Raw genomic sequence first — 16,688 nt, forward strand, 5'->3', positions numbered from 1 at the left:
ATGCGGGCCAGTCCGTCGACAGCGACCGCGGCGCGACGACGGCGGGGCACGACGGCGCGGCGGTGCAGGACGTGGTAGCCGTCGTCGGCGATGGCGTCGAGGATGCCCGAGTAGAGGACGAAGGCACTGCGGATGCAGGGGCGGGACACCGGGGCCAGCATGTCGATCCCCGGGGCGGCCTGCCGGTAGACGTCCCGGGTCAGTGCTTCGAACGCTCTGAGCGCCTGCGTGATGCGCTGGTCCTGACGGCCGGAGTCGCGGCTCCACCGGAGTCGGTCGCGGTCCACTCCGTGGGCGGCGAGCAGGTCGGCGGGGAGGTAGACGCGTCCGCGGTCGAGGTCTTCGCCGACGTCGCGCAGGAAGTTGGTGAGCTGGAAGGCCACGCCGAGGTCCGCCGCGTGCGGTTCCGCCTCGGGGCGCGGCACGGTGGTGCCCAGGACCGGGAGCATCTGCAGTCCGATCACGGCCGCCGAACCGTGCATGTAGCCCCTGAGGTCGGCGTAGGTGGGGTAGTCGGTGACCGTGAGGTCGTCGCGCATCGCCTTCATGAAGTCGTGGAAGTGGCGGGGGTCGATCGCGTAGCGCTGCGCCGTGTCGGCCAGGGCCTGCACGACGGGTTCGCTGCTGCGGCCCGTGCGCAGGCCGCTGTGCAGGCAGGCCGCCAACTCCTCCAGCGCCGCGGCGCGTTCGTGCGGGGAGCTCCGGTCGTCGAGGGAGTCGACGATGTCGTCGGCCCAGCGGGCGAAGCCGTACAGCGCGTGCACGGCGGGCCTACGGTGGGCGGGCAGCAGCCGGGTGGCCAGGAAGTAGGTCTTGCCGTGGCGGGCGTTGAGCCGGCGGCAGTGGGTGTAGGCGCGGCGCAGGGTCGGGTCGCCGATGCCTGCGGCGTCCAGTTCTCGGGCGGTCACGAGGGCGTTCCTCCAAGGGTCTTGAGCCTGCGGCGGGCCCGGGAGGGCGGGGGAGCGAGGGAGCCGGTGATGCGGGCGGCGGCGAGCTTGCCGGAGAGCAGCACGGTGGGTACGCCGACGCCGGGGGTGGTTCCGCAGCCGGCGAGTACCGCGTTGGCGGTGCCGCGTACGAGGTTGCGGGGGCGGAACGGTCCGGTCTGGGCGAAGGTGTGCGCGGCGGAGAACGGGGTGCCTGCGGCGTGTTCCTGGGCATGCCAGTCGGCGGGGGTGACGAGGCAGTGTTCGTCCAGCGAGTCGCTGATGCCGTCCAGGCCGCGCCGTTCCAGTTCGGCGAGGAGTTCGCCGCGGTAGCGGGGCGCCAGGTCGCCCCACTGGGCCGCACTGGGGCCGATGTCGGTGTTGGGGCAGGGCGCCAGGATGTAGTGCAGGTGCCGTCCTGGGGGTGCCAGGGTCGGGTCCGTGGCGGTGGGCCGGGTGATGAGCAGGGACGGGTCGCTCATCAGGCGTCCCTGGTGCGTGAGCTCGTCGAACGTCTCGTGCCAGGCCGAGCCGAACGAGATGGTGTGGTGGGCCAGTTGGGGCCATGTGCGGTCCGTGCCCGCGTGCAGGATCACCGCCGACGGGGCGTGCCGGATGGACGCCGGGCGGCGCGGGGCGCGGCCGAGCAGACGGTAGGTGACGGGCAGGTCGGGGGTGAGGACGACGGCGTCGCAGGGGATGCGTTCGTCGCTGGTGACCACGGCGGTGATGCGGTCGCCGCGGCGTTCGAGGCGTTGCACGGTGCGGCCGAAGCGCAGGTCGGCACCGGCTGCTCGTGCGGCGTCGGCCATGGCCTGGGGGAGGGCGTGCATGCCGCCCCGGGGGAAGTACACCCCGGCGACGGTGTCCATGTAGGCGATGACGGCGTACGCGGCCAGGGCGCGGGCCGGTGCCACCCCGGCGTACAGGGCCTGGAAGGAGAAGACGCGGCGCAGCCGTTCGTCCTTGATGAACCGGCCGATCTGGGCGTCCATCCGGCCGAAGCCGCCGAGCGCGGCCAGGCGTGCCAGGTCAGGGGTGAGCAGTTGCAGCGGTGAGTCGAAGTTGGCGTCGATGAAGTGCTTCATCTGCGCCTGGTAGAGACGCTGCAGCCAGTGCCGCAGCCGCTCGTAGCCGGCGGCGGCCTGCGGGCCGGCGAACTCCTCGACGGCCTGCCGCATGGCCTGCGCGTCCGTGTGGACGTCGAGGGTGCTGCCGTCGGCGAACGAGGCCCGGTAGGCGGGGTGCAGGGCGATGAGCTCGACCCGGTCGGCAAGGCGTTCGCCGACCGCGGCGAAGGCGTCGTCTGCGAGCTCGGGCATGGTCATCACGGTGGGGCCGGTGTCGATCCGGTAGCCGCCTCGGGTGAGACGCCCCGCACGGCCTCCCGGCCGGTCGTCGCGTTCCACGAGGGTGACGGAGCGTCCGGCGCCCAGCAGATGGAGGGCGGCGGCGAGGCCGGACAGTCCCGCGCCCACGACGACCACGTGGTCGGTCCTTCCGCCGACGGTCTTCACTTTGCCGCTCCCTGGACGGCGATGGGCCGGTTCCCGGCAGACGCGCCGAGAGGCAGGGGCGGGGCTGCTCCGGCCACCTGTTGCAGGAGCAGGCGCAGCCGGGCGTGGGCGACGGGGTCGAGCGGGGCCGTGCTGAGATGGCGCATGCTCTGCGCGACGAGGCGGCGGACCTTCGCCTGGACGGTCTGCCGGGCGCCGGTGCGTTCGAGGACGTGCCGGACCTCGTCCAGGTCGGTGTCGTCGAGGTCCGGCCGGCCCAGGCAACGGCCCAGGACCTGCAGAGCGTGGCGGTCGCCGTCTCGTTCGGCCTGGGCGTGGGCCAGAGCGACCAGGTAGGTGGGCTTCCCGGCGCGCAGATCGCCCGCGGCCGGCTTGCCGCTGCGCTCGGCGGACCCGAAGACGTCGTCGAGGTCGTCGCGCAGCTGGAAGGCCAGGCCCGCGGCGCGACCGGCCGAGCACAGTGCCCGCAGGGTGGCCTCGTCCGCGTCGCCGAGGATCGCGCCCAGCTGCAGCGGGCGCTCCACGGTGTACAGGGCGGTCTTGAGACACGCGGCGCGGATCGCGTGGCTCAGGGAGCGCGTCTGCGTGTGTTCGCCCTGCACGTCCAGGTACTGCCCGGCGACCATCTCCATGCGCATCTGCGACCAGGTCTCGCGGATCCGCGTCAGCTGGTGGCCCGGCAGGTCGAGGGCGGCCGCCTCGTCGTCGGCCCAGGCCAGTGCGAGATCGCCGGCGAGGATGGCGGCGGATTCACCGAATCGGGTGCGGTGTCCGTGCGCGGAATCGGCGTACTGCGATGCGAGGGAGACGTGCATGGCCGGGCGGCCGCGCCGACTGGCCGCCTCGTCCATGAGGTCGTCGTGCACGAGGGCGCAGGTCTGGATCAGTTCCAGCGCCGCGCCCAGGCGCAGGGCCGCGTCGATGTGCCGCTCGTCCGGCAGACCGCACGCGCGCAGCCCCCACCAGAGGAACTGCGGGCGGATCCGCCGCCCGCCGCGCACCGTGAAGTCCGCGACGCGTTGGGCGATGTCGGCACCGAAGGCCGCGTCGACGGCACTGGCCTGCGCGGCACGCCCGGCGAGCAGAGGGGCCAGGCGACGCTGCACTGCCAGCGCCACGTCGGCGTCGATCTGCCGCACTCGCGCGGACAGCGGCGGACGACTCTGCCCGGCCCGGACGGCGTCGCCGGCTCGGTCCGCCCGGTCGGGACCGCGGTCCGCCCCGTGTGGTGGCGCAGCCGTCGCGGTGACGCCAGCTGCCTGGTGGGCGGGCATGTCGGCTCCTTGGATGGGATGGTGACGGGGATGCTTTGTAGGCGTTTCCCTGCCTCCCACGTGATCGGATGCGCTGGATTGCAGCAACCGGAGCACCTTTTCGGATCTCTTCCTGCTGCTCGCGGGAACCTGATTCATCAGCCGGATCGCGCATCCGTGCCGGATGCGGCGGCAGAAGAGCAGCGGAGTACAGAGGCAACCCTGGGGTGGTGTCCATGCGGTGCGACGTTGTGATCATTGGTGCGGGAGCCGCCGGTCTGTCACTGGCGGAGCGCCTGTGCACCGCGCCGGCGGGGCACGGCCTGTCCATCCGCCTCATAGACGCCCCCGCAGGCCCGTTGCGGCCCAAGGACCGCACGTGGTGCTTCTGGGAGCAGGGAGCGGGCCGCTACGACGACGCGGTCACCGCCTCCTGGAACCGGATGCGGGTGCGTGGTCCCGGCGGGCATCTGGTGGACGCGAGCACCGGTGCGCTGCGGTACAAGATGATCCGCTCTCCTGACTTCGAGGACGTGATCGAGCGGCGTCTCGCCAAGCACGACGCGTTGGTCCGTACGGAGGGGACCGTCGAGAGCATCGAGGGCGGCCCGCGCGTCGTGGTCCGTACCCCCGACGGCCGTCACGAGAGCTGGAGCGCGCGCTGGGTGTTCGACTCACGGCCGCTGGGCAGTCTGCCGCGGGCCCGCACGACCCTGCTCCAGCACTTCAGGGGCTGGTTCGTCCGCACCGACCAGGCGGTCTTCGACCCGTACTCCGTCGAGCTGATGGACTTCCGCACCCCGCAGCCGGAGAACGGGCTGGCCTTCACCTACGTACTGCCGACGAGCGCCCGCACAGCCCTGGTGGAGTACACGCAGTTCTCCGCGTCCGTGCTGCCCGCCGACAGCTACGACCGCGCCCTTCGGGCCTATCTGCACGACGTTCTCGCGGTGCGGGACTTCCGCATCGACGCGCGCGAGGAGGGCGTCATCCCCATGACCGACGCCCGCTTCGCCCGGCAGAGCGGTCAGGGCGTGTTCCGGATCGGCGCGGCCGGAGGTGCCACTCGCCCGTCCACGGGATACACCTTCGCCGCCATCCAGCGTCAGACCGCGGCGATCTGCGACGCTCTGCTGAAAGGACGTACTCCGGTGCCGCCGGCCCCTCACTCGCGGCGGTCGATGGCCATGGACGCCGTCGTGCTGCACGGCCTGGCACGGGGCCGCATCGACGGCGCCGCCTTCTTCACCCAGCTGTTCTCACGCGTCCCCGCGCCGCGCCTGCTGCGCTTCCTCGACGGCGACACCACGCTCTGCGAAGACCTCTCGATCGGGCTGAACAGCCCCATCCTGTCCCTGCTGCGCAGCGCGGCGGAGCTCCCTGCCCTCCCGCTGCAACCCCACCCCGCATCCTGATCCGACCAGGCACCCGGCGAGGAGATCCATGCCCACCCTGCGCGACGCGACCCTCGCGTCAGCCTTCGACCACGCCGCGCGCAGCTACGACGCCCTGGTCACAGCCAATCCCGGCTATCACGCACACCTGCGGCGCTCGGCGCGCCGACTGGGCCTTGCCTCGAACGGGCAAGGGCTGCGCGTCCTGGACCTCGGCTGCGGAACGGGCGCCTCGACCGCCGCGCTGCTGTCCGTGCTGCCCCGGGCGGAGATCACCGCCGTGGACGCATCGGCGGGCATGCTGGCCCAGGCGGCCGGCAAGCACTGGCCCACGGGCGTCACCTTCGCCCACACCTCGGCCGAAGAACTGGCCACGGCCGGGATCAACGGCCCCTTCGACGCGGTGTTCGCCGCCTACCTGTTCCGCAACACCGCCGACCCCGACCGGATCCTCACGTCCGTACGCGGCATGCTGAAACCCGGCGGCCGGCTGGCGGTTCACGAGTACACCCTCAGCGGCAGACGACGCCATCGCGCCCTGTGGTCAGCGGTCTGCGCCGGACTGCTGCCGGTCACCACCGCACTGGGGGACGGTGCCCTGTACCGGCATCTGTGGCGCAGCGTCGTCGAGTTCGACACCGCCGACCACTTCGCCCGCCGCCTGTCGTCCACAGGATTCGACCGGGTGAGGATCCTTCCGTTGCCCGGCTGGCAGACCGGCATCACCCACACCATCGTCGGCCAGGTGCCGCAGGAACGGACACACTGATGAACCGCCGACTGAACCGCCGACGCAGCACGCCACCAGGAGCCCTCGACCGGCTGGCGACGCTCATTCCCGCCACACCCGGAGCGTCCGAGGCCACCGGGACGCCACCGTCCACGGCGGTCGTCGGAGGCGGCATCGCCGGGCTCGCGGCCGCCGTGGCCCTCGCCGAACGCGGCGTGAAAGTCTCCCTGTTCGAGCGCGAGGCCACCCTCGGCGGACGGGTGGCGGGGTGGAGCACCCAGCTCGCCGACGGCTCGTCCGTCACGATGAGCCGCGGTTTCCACGCCTTCTTCCGCCAGTACTACAACCTGCGCTCGCTGCTGCGCCGCACCGATCCCCGCCTCGAACGGCTGACCCCGCTGCCCGACTACCCGTTGTGGCACGCGAACGGCATGCGGGACAGCTTCCGCCACGTCCCCAGGACGCCACCGTGGAGCGCCCTCGGCTTCGCCGTACGAAGCCCCACCTTCTCCCTCGGCGATCTGCCCCGGATGAACGCCCGAGCGGCCCTTGCTCTGCTGGACGTGCGGGTACCCGAGGTGTACGACCGGCTGGACTCCTTCAGCGCGCACGACTTCCTGGACGCGATCCGCTTCCCGGAAGCGGCCCACCACTTGGCGTTCGAGGTGTTCTCCCGCAGCTTCTTCGCCGATCCGCGGCGCCTGTCCGCCGCCGAGATGGTCCTGATGTTCCACATCTACTTCCTGGGCTCCGCCGAGGGCCTCCTGTTCGACGTGCCCAACGACCCCTTCCCGACCGCCTTGTGGGACCCGCTCGCCCTCTACCTCGAAAAACTGAGCGCCGACATCCACGTGTCCCAGCCGGTCGACCACATCACCTCCTCGCCCGACGGCGGCTTCACCCTCACCGCCGGAACGGACTCCGAGCACTACGACGCGTGTGTCCTCGCCCTGGACACCACCGGCCTTCAACAACTCCTCGCAGGCAGCCCCGGCCTGGCCGCCCCGTCCTGGTACGACCGCATCGCCCGCCTGAAGACCGCACCCCCTTTCCTGGTGTCCCGCCTGTGGCTGGACCGGCCGGTCGGCGCCGGTCGGGCCGGCTTCCTCGGTACGAGCGGCTACGGCGGCCTGGACAACGTCAGCGTCCTGGAGCGCTGGGAGCACGAGGCGCACAACTGGTCGCGGCGCACCGGCGGTTCGGTCGTCGAACTGCACGCCTACGCCGTCGCGGACAAGGCCGACCCCACCATCGAGCAGGACGGTCTCATCGACCAGTTGCATCGGGTGTATCCGGAGATCAGGACGGCCCGCATCATCGACGCGCGCCACGAGTGGCGCCAGGACTGCCCCCTGTTCTCCGTGTCGGGCTACCAGGACCGCCCCACCGTGCGCACCAGCAACCCCCGCCTGATGATCGCCGGTGATCTGGTCCGCACCGGACTTCCGGTCGCGCTGATGGAACGGGCGGCCACCAGCGGCACCCTCGCGGCCAACGCACTGCTGGAGCAGTGGCGGTTGCGGGGGCACGAGCTGTGGACCGTTCCCGTGCGCGGACGCGGCCCGGTGGAGCGGCAGTTGGCACGGTGGACGAGGACGCCATAGGACCGCCAGATCTTCCCTCGGTAGGCTGCACGGCGTGATCGATTCATACGCGAGTGCCGATGATGTTGCCGTCGCGATAGCCGGGGCGCGGGCCGGTGCGGACGTGGTCCGCACCATGTACGGCCAGCGCCTCCATCGCATCGACAAGGGTGCCGGGGACTTTGCCACCGCCGCCGACGTGGATGCCGAGAAGGCGATCCTCGGCATCATCCGTGCCGCGCGGCCCGATGACGCGGTGCTCGGCGAGGAAGGCGGGCAGCACGGCGATGCCGACGCTGTGCGCCAGTGGCTGGTGGATCCTCTGTGCGGCACGCTGAACTACGCCGCCGGCAGCATGCTGGTGGCCGTCAACGTGGCGCTGCGCGACGGGGCGGCGGCGGTGGCCGACCCGTTCAGCGGCGAGGTGTTCTTCACCGACGGGGAGACGTCCTGGGGGCGGCGCGAGGAGGCCGACGACGTACTGCTGACGCCCACGCCCGCCACCGGTTTGGTGGACGTGAATCTGGATCCGCCGTTCGCCGGTGCGCCGGGATTCCGGACCGTGGATCTGCTGGCCCACCCTGAGTTCGGCGAACGGTTCCGGCCGCGCGTCGTATCCACGACGCTTGCGCTTGCCTGGGTCGCGGCCGGCAAGCGTGCGGCGTACGTCACCCATGGCGGTGACCTTTCCCAGAGCGTGCACTTCGCGGCCGGCATCGCTTTGTGCCGGGCTGCCGGATGCACCGTCACCGGGATCGACGGTGCCCCGATCGGTGAGACGGGCCGCGGGCTGGTGGCCGCCGCAGACGACGAGACCCACGGGCTGCTGATGTCGATGATCCGCAGCCGAAGCTAGTGCAGCGACCGCAGCCACCACGCCCCAGCAGTCGGAGCGGACGTCACCGTGCATCCAGCCGTCCGGACGACTGTCCCGGCGTACCTCTACGGCCAGGGCACTAGCGGGACAGACGGAGTGTCCCTGGGGCGAGCAGGTTGATGGCCTCGCGCAGCCCTTGCGGTTGCGCCGCTCCCTCGACCGTGACGCCCCGCCAACCGGGCCCCGCGAGAAGCAGAGCGGCCTGCTGGCGAGCGCCGGCGGCCCCCCAGGCCATCCGCGTGAGATGAACCGCGAGCGGCGTGTTCGCCAGGGACCGTGTCTGCGACCAGAGCATCACGGAGACCGGGCCCGTACGGCGCACGGCCGCAATGAGTGCCTCGGAGGGCAGGGCGGCGCCCAGCATGCGCACGGGCTGCCCGCACTGCAGCAGGGCCGCGTGGACCGCCTCGATGGGCAAGGTGTGCTGCTCGCCCGGGACGCACGCCAACAGCACGGGCGGGCCGCCGCGGCGGGTCTTGGTGGTGTCCAGCAGAAGCCGTGCGCTGCGCAAAGCGGTGGAGACGTGCCAGGACAGGAAGTGCTCGACCTCGACGTAGCGGTCTCCGGCGGACTCCCACTTGCGGCCGACCGCGTGCAGGGTCGGCATCATGAGCTCCTCCCACGCCGCGATCACTCCGTGTTCCTGGATGAAGGAGTTCAATTGCTCCTCCAGGACGTCGGACTGCAGGCGCAGCGCGGCCCTGGCGAGGCCGCGCCACTGGGGACGTGCGGCGTTGGTCGGCGGGCCGGCAGGAGCGGGGCCGACCGTCTGTCCGTCGGCGGGCCGGAGTGCTCCGGAAGGTGAGGCGGGCACGGCGGTGCCCGGCCCCGTGTGCTGGTTGGCGGCAGCGGCGCGCGCCTTGGCCGCGCGCGCTGCTTCCGAGGGAGGGACTCCCGAGGCCGTCAGCCGGCACATGTCCTCGACCAGTGCGACGTCGTGGGGAGACCAGCGCCGGTGGCGGCCTTGCTCATGCCGCGCCGGACCCAGGCCGTATCGCTGGCACCAGGAGCGGAGCGTTGTCGGTGAGAGGCCGAGGCGGCGGGCCAGCACCCCCGAAGTGATACCGGCGTCCAACGGATCGGAGCTCACCAGCAGCGGTTCAGGAACTCCGTCGGCATGCATGCCTCAAGAATACCGATGCGGAAGCGATGCGGGGCAAGTGAGCGAGTCGCCGTGGCCACGATCGATACGCATCCGCATCCGATACGCCAAGGCGGGCGGAACGCCCGGTGACGGGGCCCTACCCGTTTCGCTTCGCCCCGCAAGCCAGGCCGTCAGAGGTGACCGATGCCAGGCCAGTCCCAGATCCGCCATCCATCGTCCGCAGACCTCGCGCTCATCGCCCTCGGAGACGGCGCACCGCATGCCACCAAGCGGCACCTGAGCCGCTGCGCGACCTGCTCGACGACCCTCCAGGAGTTCTTCCGAGTCCTGGAAGCCGGCCGGGCCGGCCCGGCCCGGCCGGCGCCGCCTCCCGCCGACGTCTGGGAGGAGATCCGCAGACGCCTGTAGGGGGAGACGCCCGGCTCTGACACTGCACCCATCGCTGCACCCATTGCTGCACCAATCGACGCAGTTTCGATGCAGTTCGTTTCCGAGGGTTGTAGTCGCCATATTGAAGATCACCTCATCGGCGACGAAAGGGCACGGCCCATGCGCGCGCAGAGCAACATCCGGACGCAGGACAACGACCGCCTGTGGGTGCCCCTCGAAGAGTCACTGGCCGACGAGCAGATCGCCGAAGGAGTACAGCACGGCGACGAGGCCTGCCTGGAGGCCGCGTACCGCCGCTGGGGCAATCTCGTCCACACCTTGGCGTATCGGTCACTGGGTGACACTCGCGAGGCCGAGGACGTCACGCAGCAGGTGTTCTTGGCCGTCTGGCGCGGCCGCACGGGATACCACCGGGAACGGGGCGCCTTCGCCGGATGGATCGTCGGCATCACCCGCCGCAAAGTCGCCGATGCCCTCACCGCACGAACCCGCCGGGCAGACCTGGTGTCGGCCGCAGAGCGCACACTGAGCGTGCGACCGCACTCCACGGACGACATGGCGCGCAAGGTCCTGGACCAGGTGGTGGTCTGGCACGAGCTTGAGCAGTTGCCCACAGCTCAACGGCGGGTTCTGGAGCTGGCCTTCTACGGCGACCTCACCCACACGCAGATCGCCGCGGTGACCGGATGGCCCCTGGGCACTGTGAAGAGCCATTCCCGGCGAGGGCTGAACCGACTGCGCCTGCGACTTGGCGAAGCAGGCACGGACTGAAGGTCGGTGGCTCCTGGCACCGGCCGGGCACATCACTGCCCGCTTTCCATCCCTCTGGCGATTTCCGGAGTGGACGCTGTGGCGGCGGGAGTGTGCGGCAGCGCCCGGCGTGCCCGTTCTTCCTTCTCGGCTTCTTGCGGGTGCCGCCGCTGCCAGTAGGGGTTGTCGTGAGGCAGTCGGCTCGATACCCGGCCGTACATGCCGAAGGTAAGAATCACCAGGCCCATGGCGAAGCTGAAGATCACGTTGGACATACCGAAATCGAGCACATTTGCACCCTTGTCAAGGATGAAGATGTGGACGAATCCACTCAGCAGGAACAGCGCGCCAACGACCATGTTCAGCGTCGAGGCGAAGTTCCCTCCGATGATTCCACCGCCGATCAGGGCGAGCCCGACGATGACGGAAATCAGGCTCAGGGTGCCGTTCGTGCTCATGCCTGCGATGTTGCTGCCGTCCGTGTTGAACGGGCTCAGCGCGTCAGCGAATCCAAGGCAGCCGAATACCAAGAGAACGATGCCGCAGAAAGCCGCGCCCCAGCGGTACACGGCAGCCAGTCTGTGGTCGAGCGGAAGTTCGTCTTTGAGTTCCATGATGAGGGCGCCCTTCTGTTCGCTCGTCTTGCCTCTTGAGTCGTACTTCAGCGCGAGAGGCCCGGACGGTTGCATAGGCGAACAGAGACGCTTGAGCCGGCAGAGCCTTTCCCGCTTCTGGCGCAGTGGGGTTGCCGAGTGGGCGATCTTGCTCAGCGCGATGAGTACCAGGAGGCAGCCCACCGGGCAGGCGTATTACGCCGTGATCGCGGGGCCTGGATGTTGACCGGGCCAGCGGTGATCATGTCTGCTCCTGGATGTTCGGCGGGTGCTCTGCCGCAACCGCGGCATCGGCGGCGGGAGCACCTGCGTGGATGAGGTCACTTGCCGAAAGCAGGACTCATGCAGGCTTCCATCGCGATCGGGCAGTTCCCCATCACCTGGGATATCCAGCACAATCTAGCCACGATCAGTTCTCTCCTCGCGGACGCCCGGCCCGACGAGATCGTCGTACTTCCCGAAGGGGCCCTGTCCGGATACGGCACCGACCTCGCAGCCCTCGAACATCTCCAGCCCTCGGCCCTGGCGCACGCCCTGGACAGCCTCGCAGAGCTGGCTCAGCGCAGAGCCGTCCATCTGTTCTGCGGCACCCTGCTCCTTGAGCACGGCGTCTGGAGCAATGCTGCTCTCTACTTCGCCCCGGACGGCACCCGCTGGACCTACCGGAAGGTCAACCTGGCGATGAACGAGCGCGGCCGACTCGTTGCCGGCTCCGAGCTCCCGACGCTCCCGATCCACCTGGCAGGCGGACCCATCACGCTCGGCGTTCAGATCTGCCGGGAGATCCGCTTCCCCGAACAATGGCAGCATCTGGCCGACCGCGGGGCCCAGGCATTCATCTACCTCACCCATGCGGCCAACCCCTCCGAGCCTGCCGGAGTCTGGCGCAGTCACCTCATCAGCCGCGCTGCCGAGAACCAACGGTACGTTCTGGCAGCCAACGTGGCGGACCCGCGCCAGCACTGCCCCAGCATGGTCATCTCACCAAGAGGAGAGATCCTCGCGGAGGCGACCGCCGGCCAGACCGCAGTCATCAGAACCACCATTGACCTGACCGAGTCCGCCAACTGGTACCTCAGTCAGCGACGGCGGGACCTGCTGAAGTTGAGCTACTCCGCACCATGAGTCCGATAGCAACCGGGCGCCGGCCGTCGGCGGTTGATGAAGCGGCACCGTTGGCGCCGGCAGCAGCACACTTGACGAGCGCCGCACCCCACGACTACGGGTCGGAAAGGCCAGTCACGACTCCCGTCGCGTGCGCTGTGCCCGGCGTGAGGGACCGCCCGAGTCCTGAGCCGGCTCAGAGGGGCGAGACTCGGGCGGTCGCCGGTGCGCGGTCGGTCAGCGGTCGTCGCTGAGCGCGCGGCGGCGAAGGTGGATGAGGACACCGCCGATCACGGCCAGGGAACCGGATCCGGCCAGGAGGACCGCTCGGTCTGTGCCGGAGGAGTCCGTGGCGGAGTGAGCCGTGGCGTGCCCAGCGGTGTGTGCGGTGGAGTGTGCAGGGGAGTGCGCGGTGGTGTGCGCGCTCGTGTGTGCCTGTCCGGCGTCGTTCGCCGTCACGGCGCGGGCGGACCCGCCGTTGCCGGTCAGTCCGGTGACCTCGCCGTTGCCTCCGTCGAAGACGAGGTCGGAGCAGGAGAAGAAGTTCTCCTGGCTGTCCGAGCGGATCCACTGGATGAACATGATGTGCCGTCCTGTACGGTCCGGCAGTTGCAGGTCCCAGTAGTAGTGGCCGGCTTCGGTACCCGGTCCGCCCTCGTGCGGCGGGTTCTGGACGGTCTGTACCTTCTCCAGGTCGGCCCAGCCCAGCGGTTGCTCCGGGTCGAAGCCGTCCTTGGTGACGTACACCTCGAACCGGCCGGGATGGTGGGCCCAGTTGCTGTAGTCGACCTCGATGGTGGTGCTCGCGGTGAGGTGGGTGACCGGCCAGTCGGTCCGGGCGGCGTTGTACGGCGAGAAGTCGTACGGGCTGCGGTCGCCCGCGCTGCACAGCGTGCCGTCGTCGACGTATCCCTCTCCGCGGCCGCCGGCGTTCGAGTCGAGCACCGCGAACCAGTTGTACAGCGGTGTGGTGCCCGCCTCCTGGACAGCCGCCCTGCAGGCGGGGTTGGCCGGCATCTGGGTGGAGGAGTTGGCGAGCAGGTCCTTGTAGCACAGGTAGGTGCGCGATCCGGGCACCATGGCCACGCCGTGCGCGGCGGCGGTGCCGGGGACGGCCAGCACGGCTGCCGCGGCGATACCGGTGGCGGCGGCCAGTGAGGCCAGTCTCGCGGCGAGCGCCGATGGGCGTCCGCGGTGGTGGAGGCGCGGTCTGGCGGACGGGCGGGGAACGGTCATGGGAACGTCTCCTTCTGGGAGTCTCCGATGAGCGGCTCGCTCTGTCGTCGCCACCGAGCGGGAAAAGGTTGCCTCGCTTGTGCGAATGGCCGGATTCAGATCCAGATCCGCGAGGGCTCGGTTCGATGGAAGCCAGGTGCAGGACGCGGTCCCGGTTTCAGTGCTGTGGAACCGGGACCGCGGGCTGCCGCTCCGCTATCTGAGGCCGAAGGCGTCAGTGACCGTCTGCGTGACGGTGTCGCCGGCGTCGTTGGCGCGGTGGGTGACGTTCGCCTTCTTCCACGTGGTGCCGGCGTCCCACGGAGTAGGAGAGTTCGGCTGACGTGGGGCGGTTCCCGGTCGCGAGGGTGAACTGCAGGTCCTTGCCACCGGACAGCTTGCCGTAGCCGTCGGTGGGGATGTCGTAGCGAGGGGCGGGCAGATCGGGGTCGGTGCTCGCGTCGGCCTTGGAGGCCCAGGTGGGCTGGTTCTCCCGCCTGGCCTCGGTCTCCAGGCGGTAGTTCGCCGATTCGGCCACGGTGGGCAGTCCGACGATCTCGAACGCGGGCCCGCCGCCGACGAGTTCGTCGTTGCGGTACCACTTGGTGTTCACGACGTCGGCGCCGTTGTCGGGTCCTGCGAAGTGGGAACCGGAGCTGTCCCCCCAGGTGCGCGCGTTGATGCGGAGCACGGTGGGGCTGAGCCGGATGACAACGCCGTCGCCCTGCGCGTCTTGATGGCCCAGGACGGTGCTGTCGCCCGGTCCCTTCGCCAAGGGTTCAAGGCCGCGCTACACGACGCCGGCATCCAACTCCCCGAAGAATCCGGTACGGAGATAGGGAAGGACGGGCCGACAGACACCGCGTCGACGAGCTCGTGGGTGATCTACCCGAACTTCCTCCCTCGTGGCCGCACCTGTTGCGTCGAGCGGGCGACCACCAGGGAGCGGTGAAAGTCGGGAGCGGCGGACGGCATCTGCCTCGACGGACGCGTGAGCCAGAGGATCGTGGCGCAGATCGCGGGTACGGCGCCCGCCATCAACAGCGCTGTGCGGGGCCCGAATGTCTGGTTGATGGCGCCGAGCAGGGGGCCGCCGAGGGCACCGCTGCCGACGAATACGAGGACGTACACGCCCATGAGCCGCCCGCGGAACGCTTCGGGTGCACCGATCTGCACAGCTGTGTTGGTGGCGGTGTTGAGCAGGGTCGTCGTGGCACCCATCGGAGCCAGGAAGACAGCCAGGGCCCATGGACCGGTGGCGAGCGATGCCCCCATGTAGAGCACGGCGAGTGCCCCGCCGATGCCGAACAGGGCGCGTTGCGTGGTGCGCGGCCGATACGCGGCTATGAGCGCGCCCACAAGTGCTCCAGCTGCTGTGGCCGCACTGAGCAGCCCGTATCCGCCGGCATCGGCGTGCAGGACGGACTTCGCGTAGGAGGCGAGCGTCACCGGAAGGCTGATGGTGAACAGCCCGAACGCACCCACCAGGAGAATGGGCCACAGCAGGGTGCGGTTCTCGGTGAGGTGACGGAGCGCTTCCCGCAGGCGGCGGTCGGACGTCGGGGGCATGCTCGACCGGTGCAGTTCGTGGGGGCGGATCAGGAGGAGTGAGCCCAGTGGTGCGAGGTAGGTGAGTGCGTTGATGGCGAAGGCGTAGCCCGTGCCGACGTTCGCCATGAGGGCGCCGCTGAGCGCGGGTCCGATGAGGGCGCCGAACTGCCAGGCGGAGGCGTTGAGCCCGATGGCGTTGCGCAGGTTGTGTGGTCCGACGAGCTCGTTGACGAAGGCTTGCCGGGCCGGTTCGTCGATGGCGGTCGCGGTACCGAGCGTGCAGGCGATGACGTAGACGTGCCATACGGTCACCTGACCGCTGAGGGTGAGGGCGGCGAGGGCGGCAGCGGTGAGGCCCATCGTCGACTGGGTGATGAGCAGCACGCGGCGTTTGGGCCAGCGGTCCGCGATCCAGCCTCCGGTGAGACCGAACAGGAGCGTGGGCAGGAACTGCAGCGCCGTGGTGATGCCCACGGCGGTGGCACTGTCGGTGAGGGTCAGTACGAGCCAGTCCTGTGCGATCCGCTGCACCCAGGTACCGGTGTTGACGAGGAGCCGGCCTGCGAAGAATAGGCGGTAGTTCCGCTCCCGCAGCGAGCTGAACAGATGGACGCGGCGCGGGGGGTGAGATCGAGGTGTCATGGAGGGGGCGGAGGGCAGCGGGTCGTCGGGACCGGACTGGCGGTTCACGGGTCAGTCACCTCATGAAGTCGGTGTGCCTCCATCGTTACGGCCCGGGAGTCATTCCGAAATGGAATCCAAGCTATTACAGTGATTACGTTCCTCAATGGATGGGACGGACGGGACGGGTCGCATGTACAGCGTTGAGCATCTGCGCACCTTCCTCGCGGTGGCGCAACTTCTGAGTTTCACCCGGGCCGCGACACAGCTGGGCCTTGCGCAGCCCACTGTCAGCCAGCACGTCCGCAAGCTCGAAGACGCCGCAGGACGACCCCTGTTGGTACGCGACACGCGCAGCGTCGCGCTGACCGACGACGGCGAGGCGATGGCGGACTTCGCCCGGACGATCATCTCCGCCCACGAGCGAGCGGTCGACTACTTCACCGGTTCCGGGCTCAGCGGACGACTGCGCTTCGGCGTCACGGACGACATCGCCCTCACTCAAGTCCCCACCGTCCTGCGCGACTTCCGCAAGCTTCACCCAGGCATCGACCTGGCGCTGACGGTTGCCCAGGGACCGGCGTTGCAGCGCCGCATCGAGTCGGGGCACCTCGACATCGCGCTCGTCAAGGCCGAGCCGGGGGAGGGGCGGGGGCGCCTGGTCCGCCGTGACCGGCTCATCTGGGCGTCCGTCCCCGGCATCGAGGTGACACCGGACCGACCCGTCCCGCTGATCGTCTACCAGGCCCCGAGCCTCAGCCGTGCACTCGCCGCCCGTGCACTCGACGCCGTCGGCCGACGCTATCGGGTCACGTGCACCGTGCAGGGGGTCAATGGCGTCCTCGCGGCGGTGCGCGCCGGACTCGGCATCGCCATCTTCACGCACAGCCTGGCCCCGGGCGACCTCGCCGAACTCCCGCCCAGTGCCGGTCTTCCGGAACTCGGAGAGATCGACCAGGTTCTCCTCACGAACCCCCGTGCACGGACCGAACCGGTCGAGGCCTTGGCGAACGCGATTCTGTCCAGGGCGAATCCGATGCGGGGGATGGGGCCCTGAC

At 70.1% G+C, this 16,688-nt stretch carries 16 protein-coding genes and 1 pseudogene; 8 read left to right on the top strand and 9 right to left on the bottom strand.

Annotation, left to right across the window (positions count from 1 at the left end):
- The 3 genes from M4J07_RS07175 to M4J07_RS07185 form a co-directional block, all read right to left on the bottom strand.
- Nucleotides 1-908 (bottom strand): phytoene/squalene synthase family protein (locus tag M4J07_RS07175; RefSeq protein ID WP_255968558.1); only part of this gene is annotated, 908 nt, incomplete at its 3' end.
- On the bottom strand, nucleotides 905-2,443 hold the full coding sequence (gene crtI / locus M4J07_RS07180; protein WP_255968560.1) for a phytoene desaturase family protein: 1,539 nt from the start codon (nucleotides 2,441-2,443) through the stop codon (nucleotides 905-907). The genes M4J07_RS07175 and crtI, both read right to left, overlap by 4 nt.
- Complete coding sequence (locus M4J07_RS07185; protein WP_255968563.1) at nucleotides 2,440-3,717, bottom strand: polyprenyl synthetase family protein; 1,278 nt, start codon at nucleotides 3,715-3,717, stop codon at nucleotides 2,440-2,442. The genes crtI and M4J07_RS07185 overlap by 4 nt, the downstream gene beginning before the upstream one ends.
- Before the next feature lie 215 nt (nucleotides 3,718-3,932).
- Between M4J07_RS07185 and M4J07_RS07190 the strand changes: the two genes are divergently transcribed.
- Genes M4J07_RS07190 through M4J07_RS07205 form a run of 4 tightly spaced genes read left to right on the top strand, consistent with a single transcriptional unit; the run spans nucleotide 3,933 to nucleotide 8,259 of the window.
- Nucleotides 3,933-5,111, top strand: a complete 1,179-nt coding sequence (locus tag M4J07_RS07190) for a lycopene cyclase family protein (protein ID WP_255968565.1) — start codon at nucleotides 3,933-3,935, stop codon at nucleotides 5,109-5,111.
- A gap of 28 nt (nucleotides 5,112-5,139) precedes the next feature.
- A complete protein-coding gene (locus tag M4J07_RS07195) occupies nucleotides 5,140-5,859 on the top strand; it encodes a class I SAM-dependent methyltransferase (RefSeq protein ID WP_255968567.1) in 720 nt (239 codons plus the stop codon).
- Nucleotides 5,859-7,424 (top strand): FAD-dependent oxidoreductase, encoded by a 1,566-nt coding sequence (locus M4J07_RS07200; protein ID WP_255968569.1) that lies wholly within the window; start codon nucleotides 5,859-5,861, stop codon nucleotides 7,422-7,424. The genes M4J07_RS07195 and M4J07_RS07200 overlap by 1 nt, the downstream gene beginning before the upstream one ends.
- A 34-nt stretch (nucleotides 7,425-7,458) precedes the next feature.
- On the top strand, nucleotides 7,459-8,259 hold the full coding sequence (locus M4J07_RS07205) for an inositol monophosphatase family protein (RefSeq protein WP_255968571.1): 801 nt from the start codon (nucleotides 7,459-7,461) through the stop codon (nucleotides 8,257-8,259).
- A 100-nt stretch (nucleotides 8,260-8,359) separates the two neighbouring features.
- Here M4J07_RS07205 and M4J07_RS07210 read toward each other — a convergent pair whose 3' ends face one another.
- The gene (locus M4J07_RS07210; protein ID WP_308284737.1) at nucleotides 8,360-9,094 is read right to left on the bottom strand and encodes a cobalamin B12-binding domain-containing protein; all 735 of its coding nucleotides are present in this window, start codon (nucleotides 9,092-9,094) and stop codon (nucleotides 8,360-8,362) included.
- Between the two features lie 57 nt (nucleotides 9,095-9,151).
- Nucleotides 9,152-9,403, bottom strand: a pseudogene (locus M4J07_RS48215) (MerR family transcriptional regulator); the annotation flags it as partial.
- 165 nt (nucleotides 9,404-9,568) lie between these two features.
- Between M4J07_RS48215 and M4J07_RS07215 the strand changes: the two are divergent.
- Both M4J07_RS07215 and M4J07_RS07220 read left to right on the top strand, forming a co-directional pair.
- Nucleotides 9,569-9,793: a hypothetical protein gene (locus M4J07_RS07215; protein WP_255968576.1), complete on the top strand. Its 225-nt coding sequence runs from the start codon at nucleotides 9,569-9,571 to the stop codon at nucleotides 9,791-9,793.
- Nucleotides 9,794-9,934: 141 nt separating this feature from the next.
- Complete coding sequence (locus tag M4J07_RS07220; RefSeq protein ID WP_255968700.1) at nucleotides 9,935-10,546, top strand: sigma-70 family RNA polymerase sigma factor; 612 nt, start codon at nucleotides 9,935-9,937, stop codon at nucleotides 10,544-10,546.
- 32 nt (nucleotides 10,547-10,578) lie between these two features.
- Here M4J07_RS07220 and M4J07_RS07225 read toward each other — a convergent pair whose 3' ends face one another.
- Nucleotides 10,579-11,139, bottom strand: coding sequence for a DUF4383 domain-containing protein (locus M4J07_RS07225; protein ID WP_255968702.1), 561 nt, complete (start codon nucleotides 11,137-11,139; stop codon nucleotides 10,579-10,581).
- Nucleotides 11,140-11,481: 342 nt separating this feature from the next.
- Between M4J07_RS07225 and M4J07_RS07230 the strand changes: the two genes are divergently transcribed.
- Nucleotides 11,482-12,264 carry a carbon-nitrogen hydrolase family protein gene (locus M4J07_RS07230; protein ID WP_255968578.1) on the top strand — a complete coding sequence of 261 codons (783 nt, stop codon included), beginning with the start codon at nucleotides 11,482-11,484 and terminating at the stop codon, nucleotides 12,262-12,264.
- A gap of 216 nt (nucleotides 12,265-12,480) precedes the next feature.
- Here M4J07_RS07230 and M4J07_RS07235 read toward each other — a convergent pair whose 3' ends face one another.
- The 3 genes from M4J07_RS07235 to M4J07_RS07245 all read right to left on the bottom strand — a co-directional run bounded on the left by M4J07_RS07235 (nucleotide 12,481) and on the right by M4J07_RS07245 (nucleotide 15,699).
- The gene (locus M4J07_RS07235) at nucleotides 12,481-13,479 is read right to left on the bottom strand and encodes a lytic polysaccharide monooxygenase auxiliary activity family 9 protein (protein ID WP_255968581.1); all 999 of its coding nucleotides are present in this window, start codon (nucleotides 13,477-13,479) and stop codon (nucleotides 12,481-12,483) included.
- Nucleotides 13,480-13,693: 214 nt separating this feature from the next.
- The gene (locus tag M4J07_RS07240; RefSeq protein ID WP_255968583.1) at nucleotides 13,694-14,233 is read right to left on the bottom strand and encodes a hypothetical protein; all 540 of its coding nucleotides are present in this window, start codon (nucleotides 14,231-14,233) and stop codon (nucleotides 13,694-13,696) included.
- 110 nt (nucleotides 14,234-14,343) lie between these two features.
- Nucleotides 14,344-15,699 (bottom strand): MFS transporter, encoded by a 1,356-nt coding sequence (locus M4J07_RS07245; RefSeq protein WP_255968585.1) that lies wholly within the window; start codon nucleotides 15,697-15,699, stop codon nucleotides 14,344-14,346.
- Between the two features lie 124 nt (nucleotides 15,700-15,823).
- On the opposite strand from M4J07_RS07245, the gene M4J07_RS07250 reads away from it, so the two are divergent.
- The gene (locus tag M4J07_RS07250; RefSeq protein ID WP_255968587.1) at nucleotides 15,824-16,687 is read left to right on the top strand and encodes a LysR family transcriptional regulator; all 864 of its coding nucleotides are present in this window, start codon (nucleotides 15,824-15,826) and stop codon (nucleotides 16,685-16,687) included.
- The last annotated feature ends 1 nt before the right edge of the window (nucleotide 16,688 follow it).

It is taken from the genome of Streptomyces longispororuber (assembly GCF_024448165.1).
In the GTDB taxonomy this organism is placed as follows: domain Bacteria; phylum Actinomycetota; class Actinomycetes; order Streptomycetales; family Streptomycetaceae; genus Streptomyces; species Streptomyces longispororuber_A.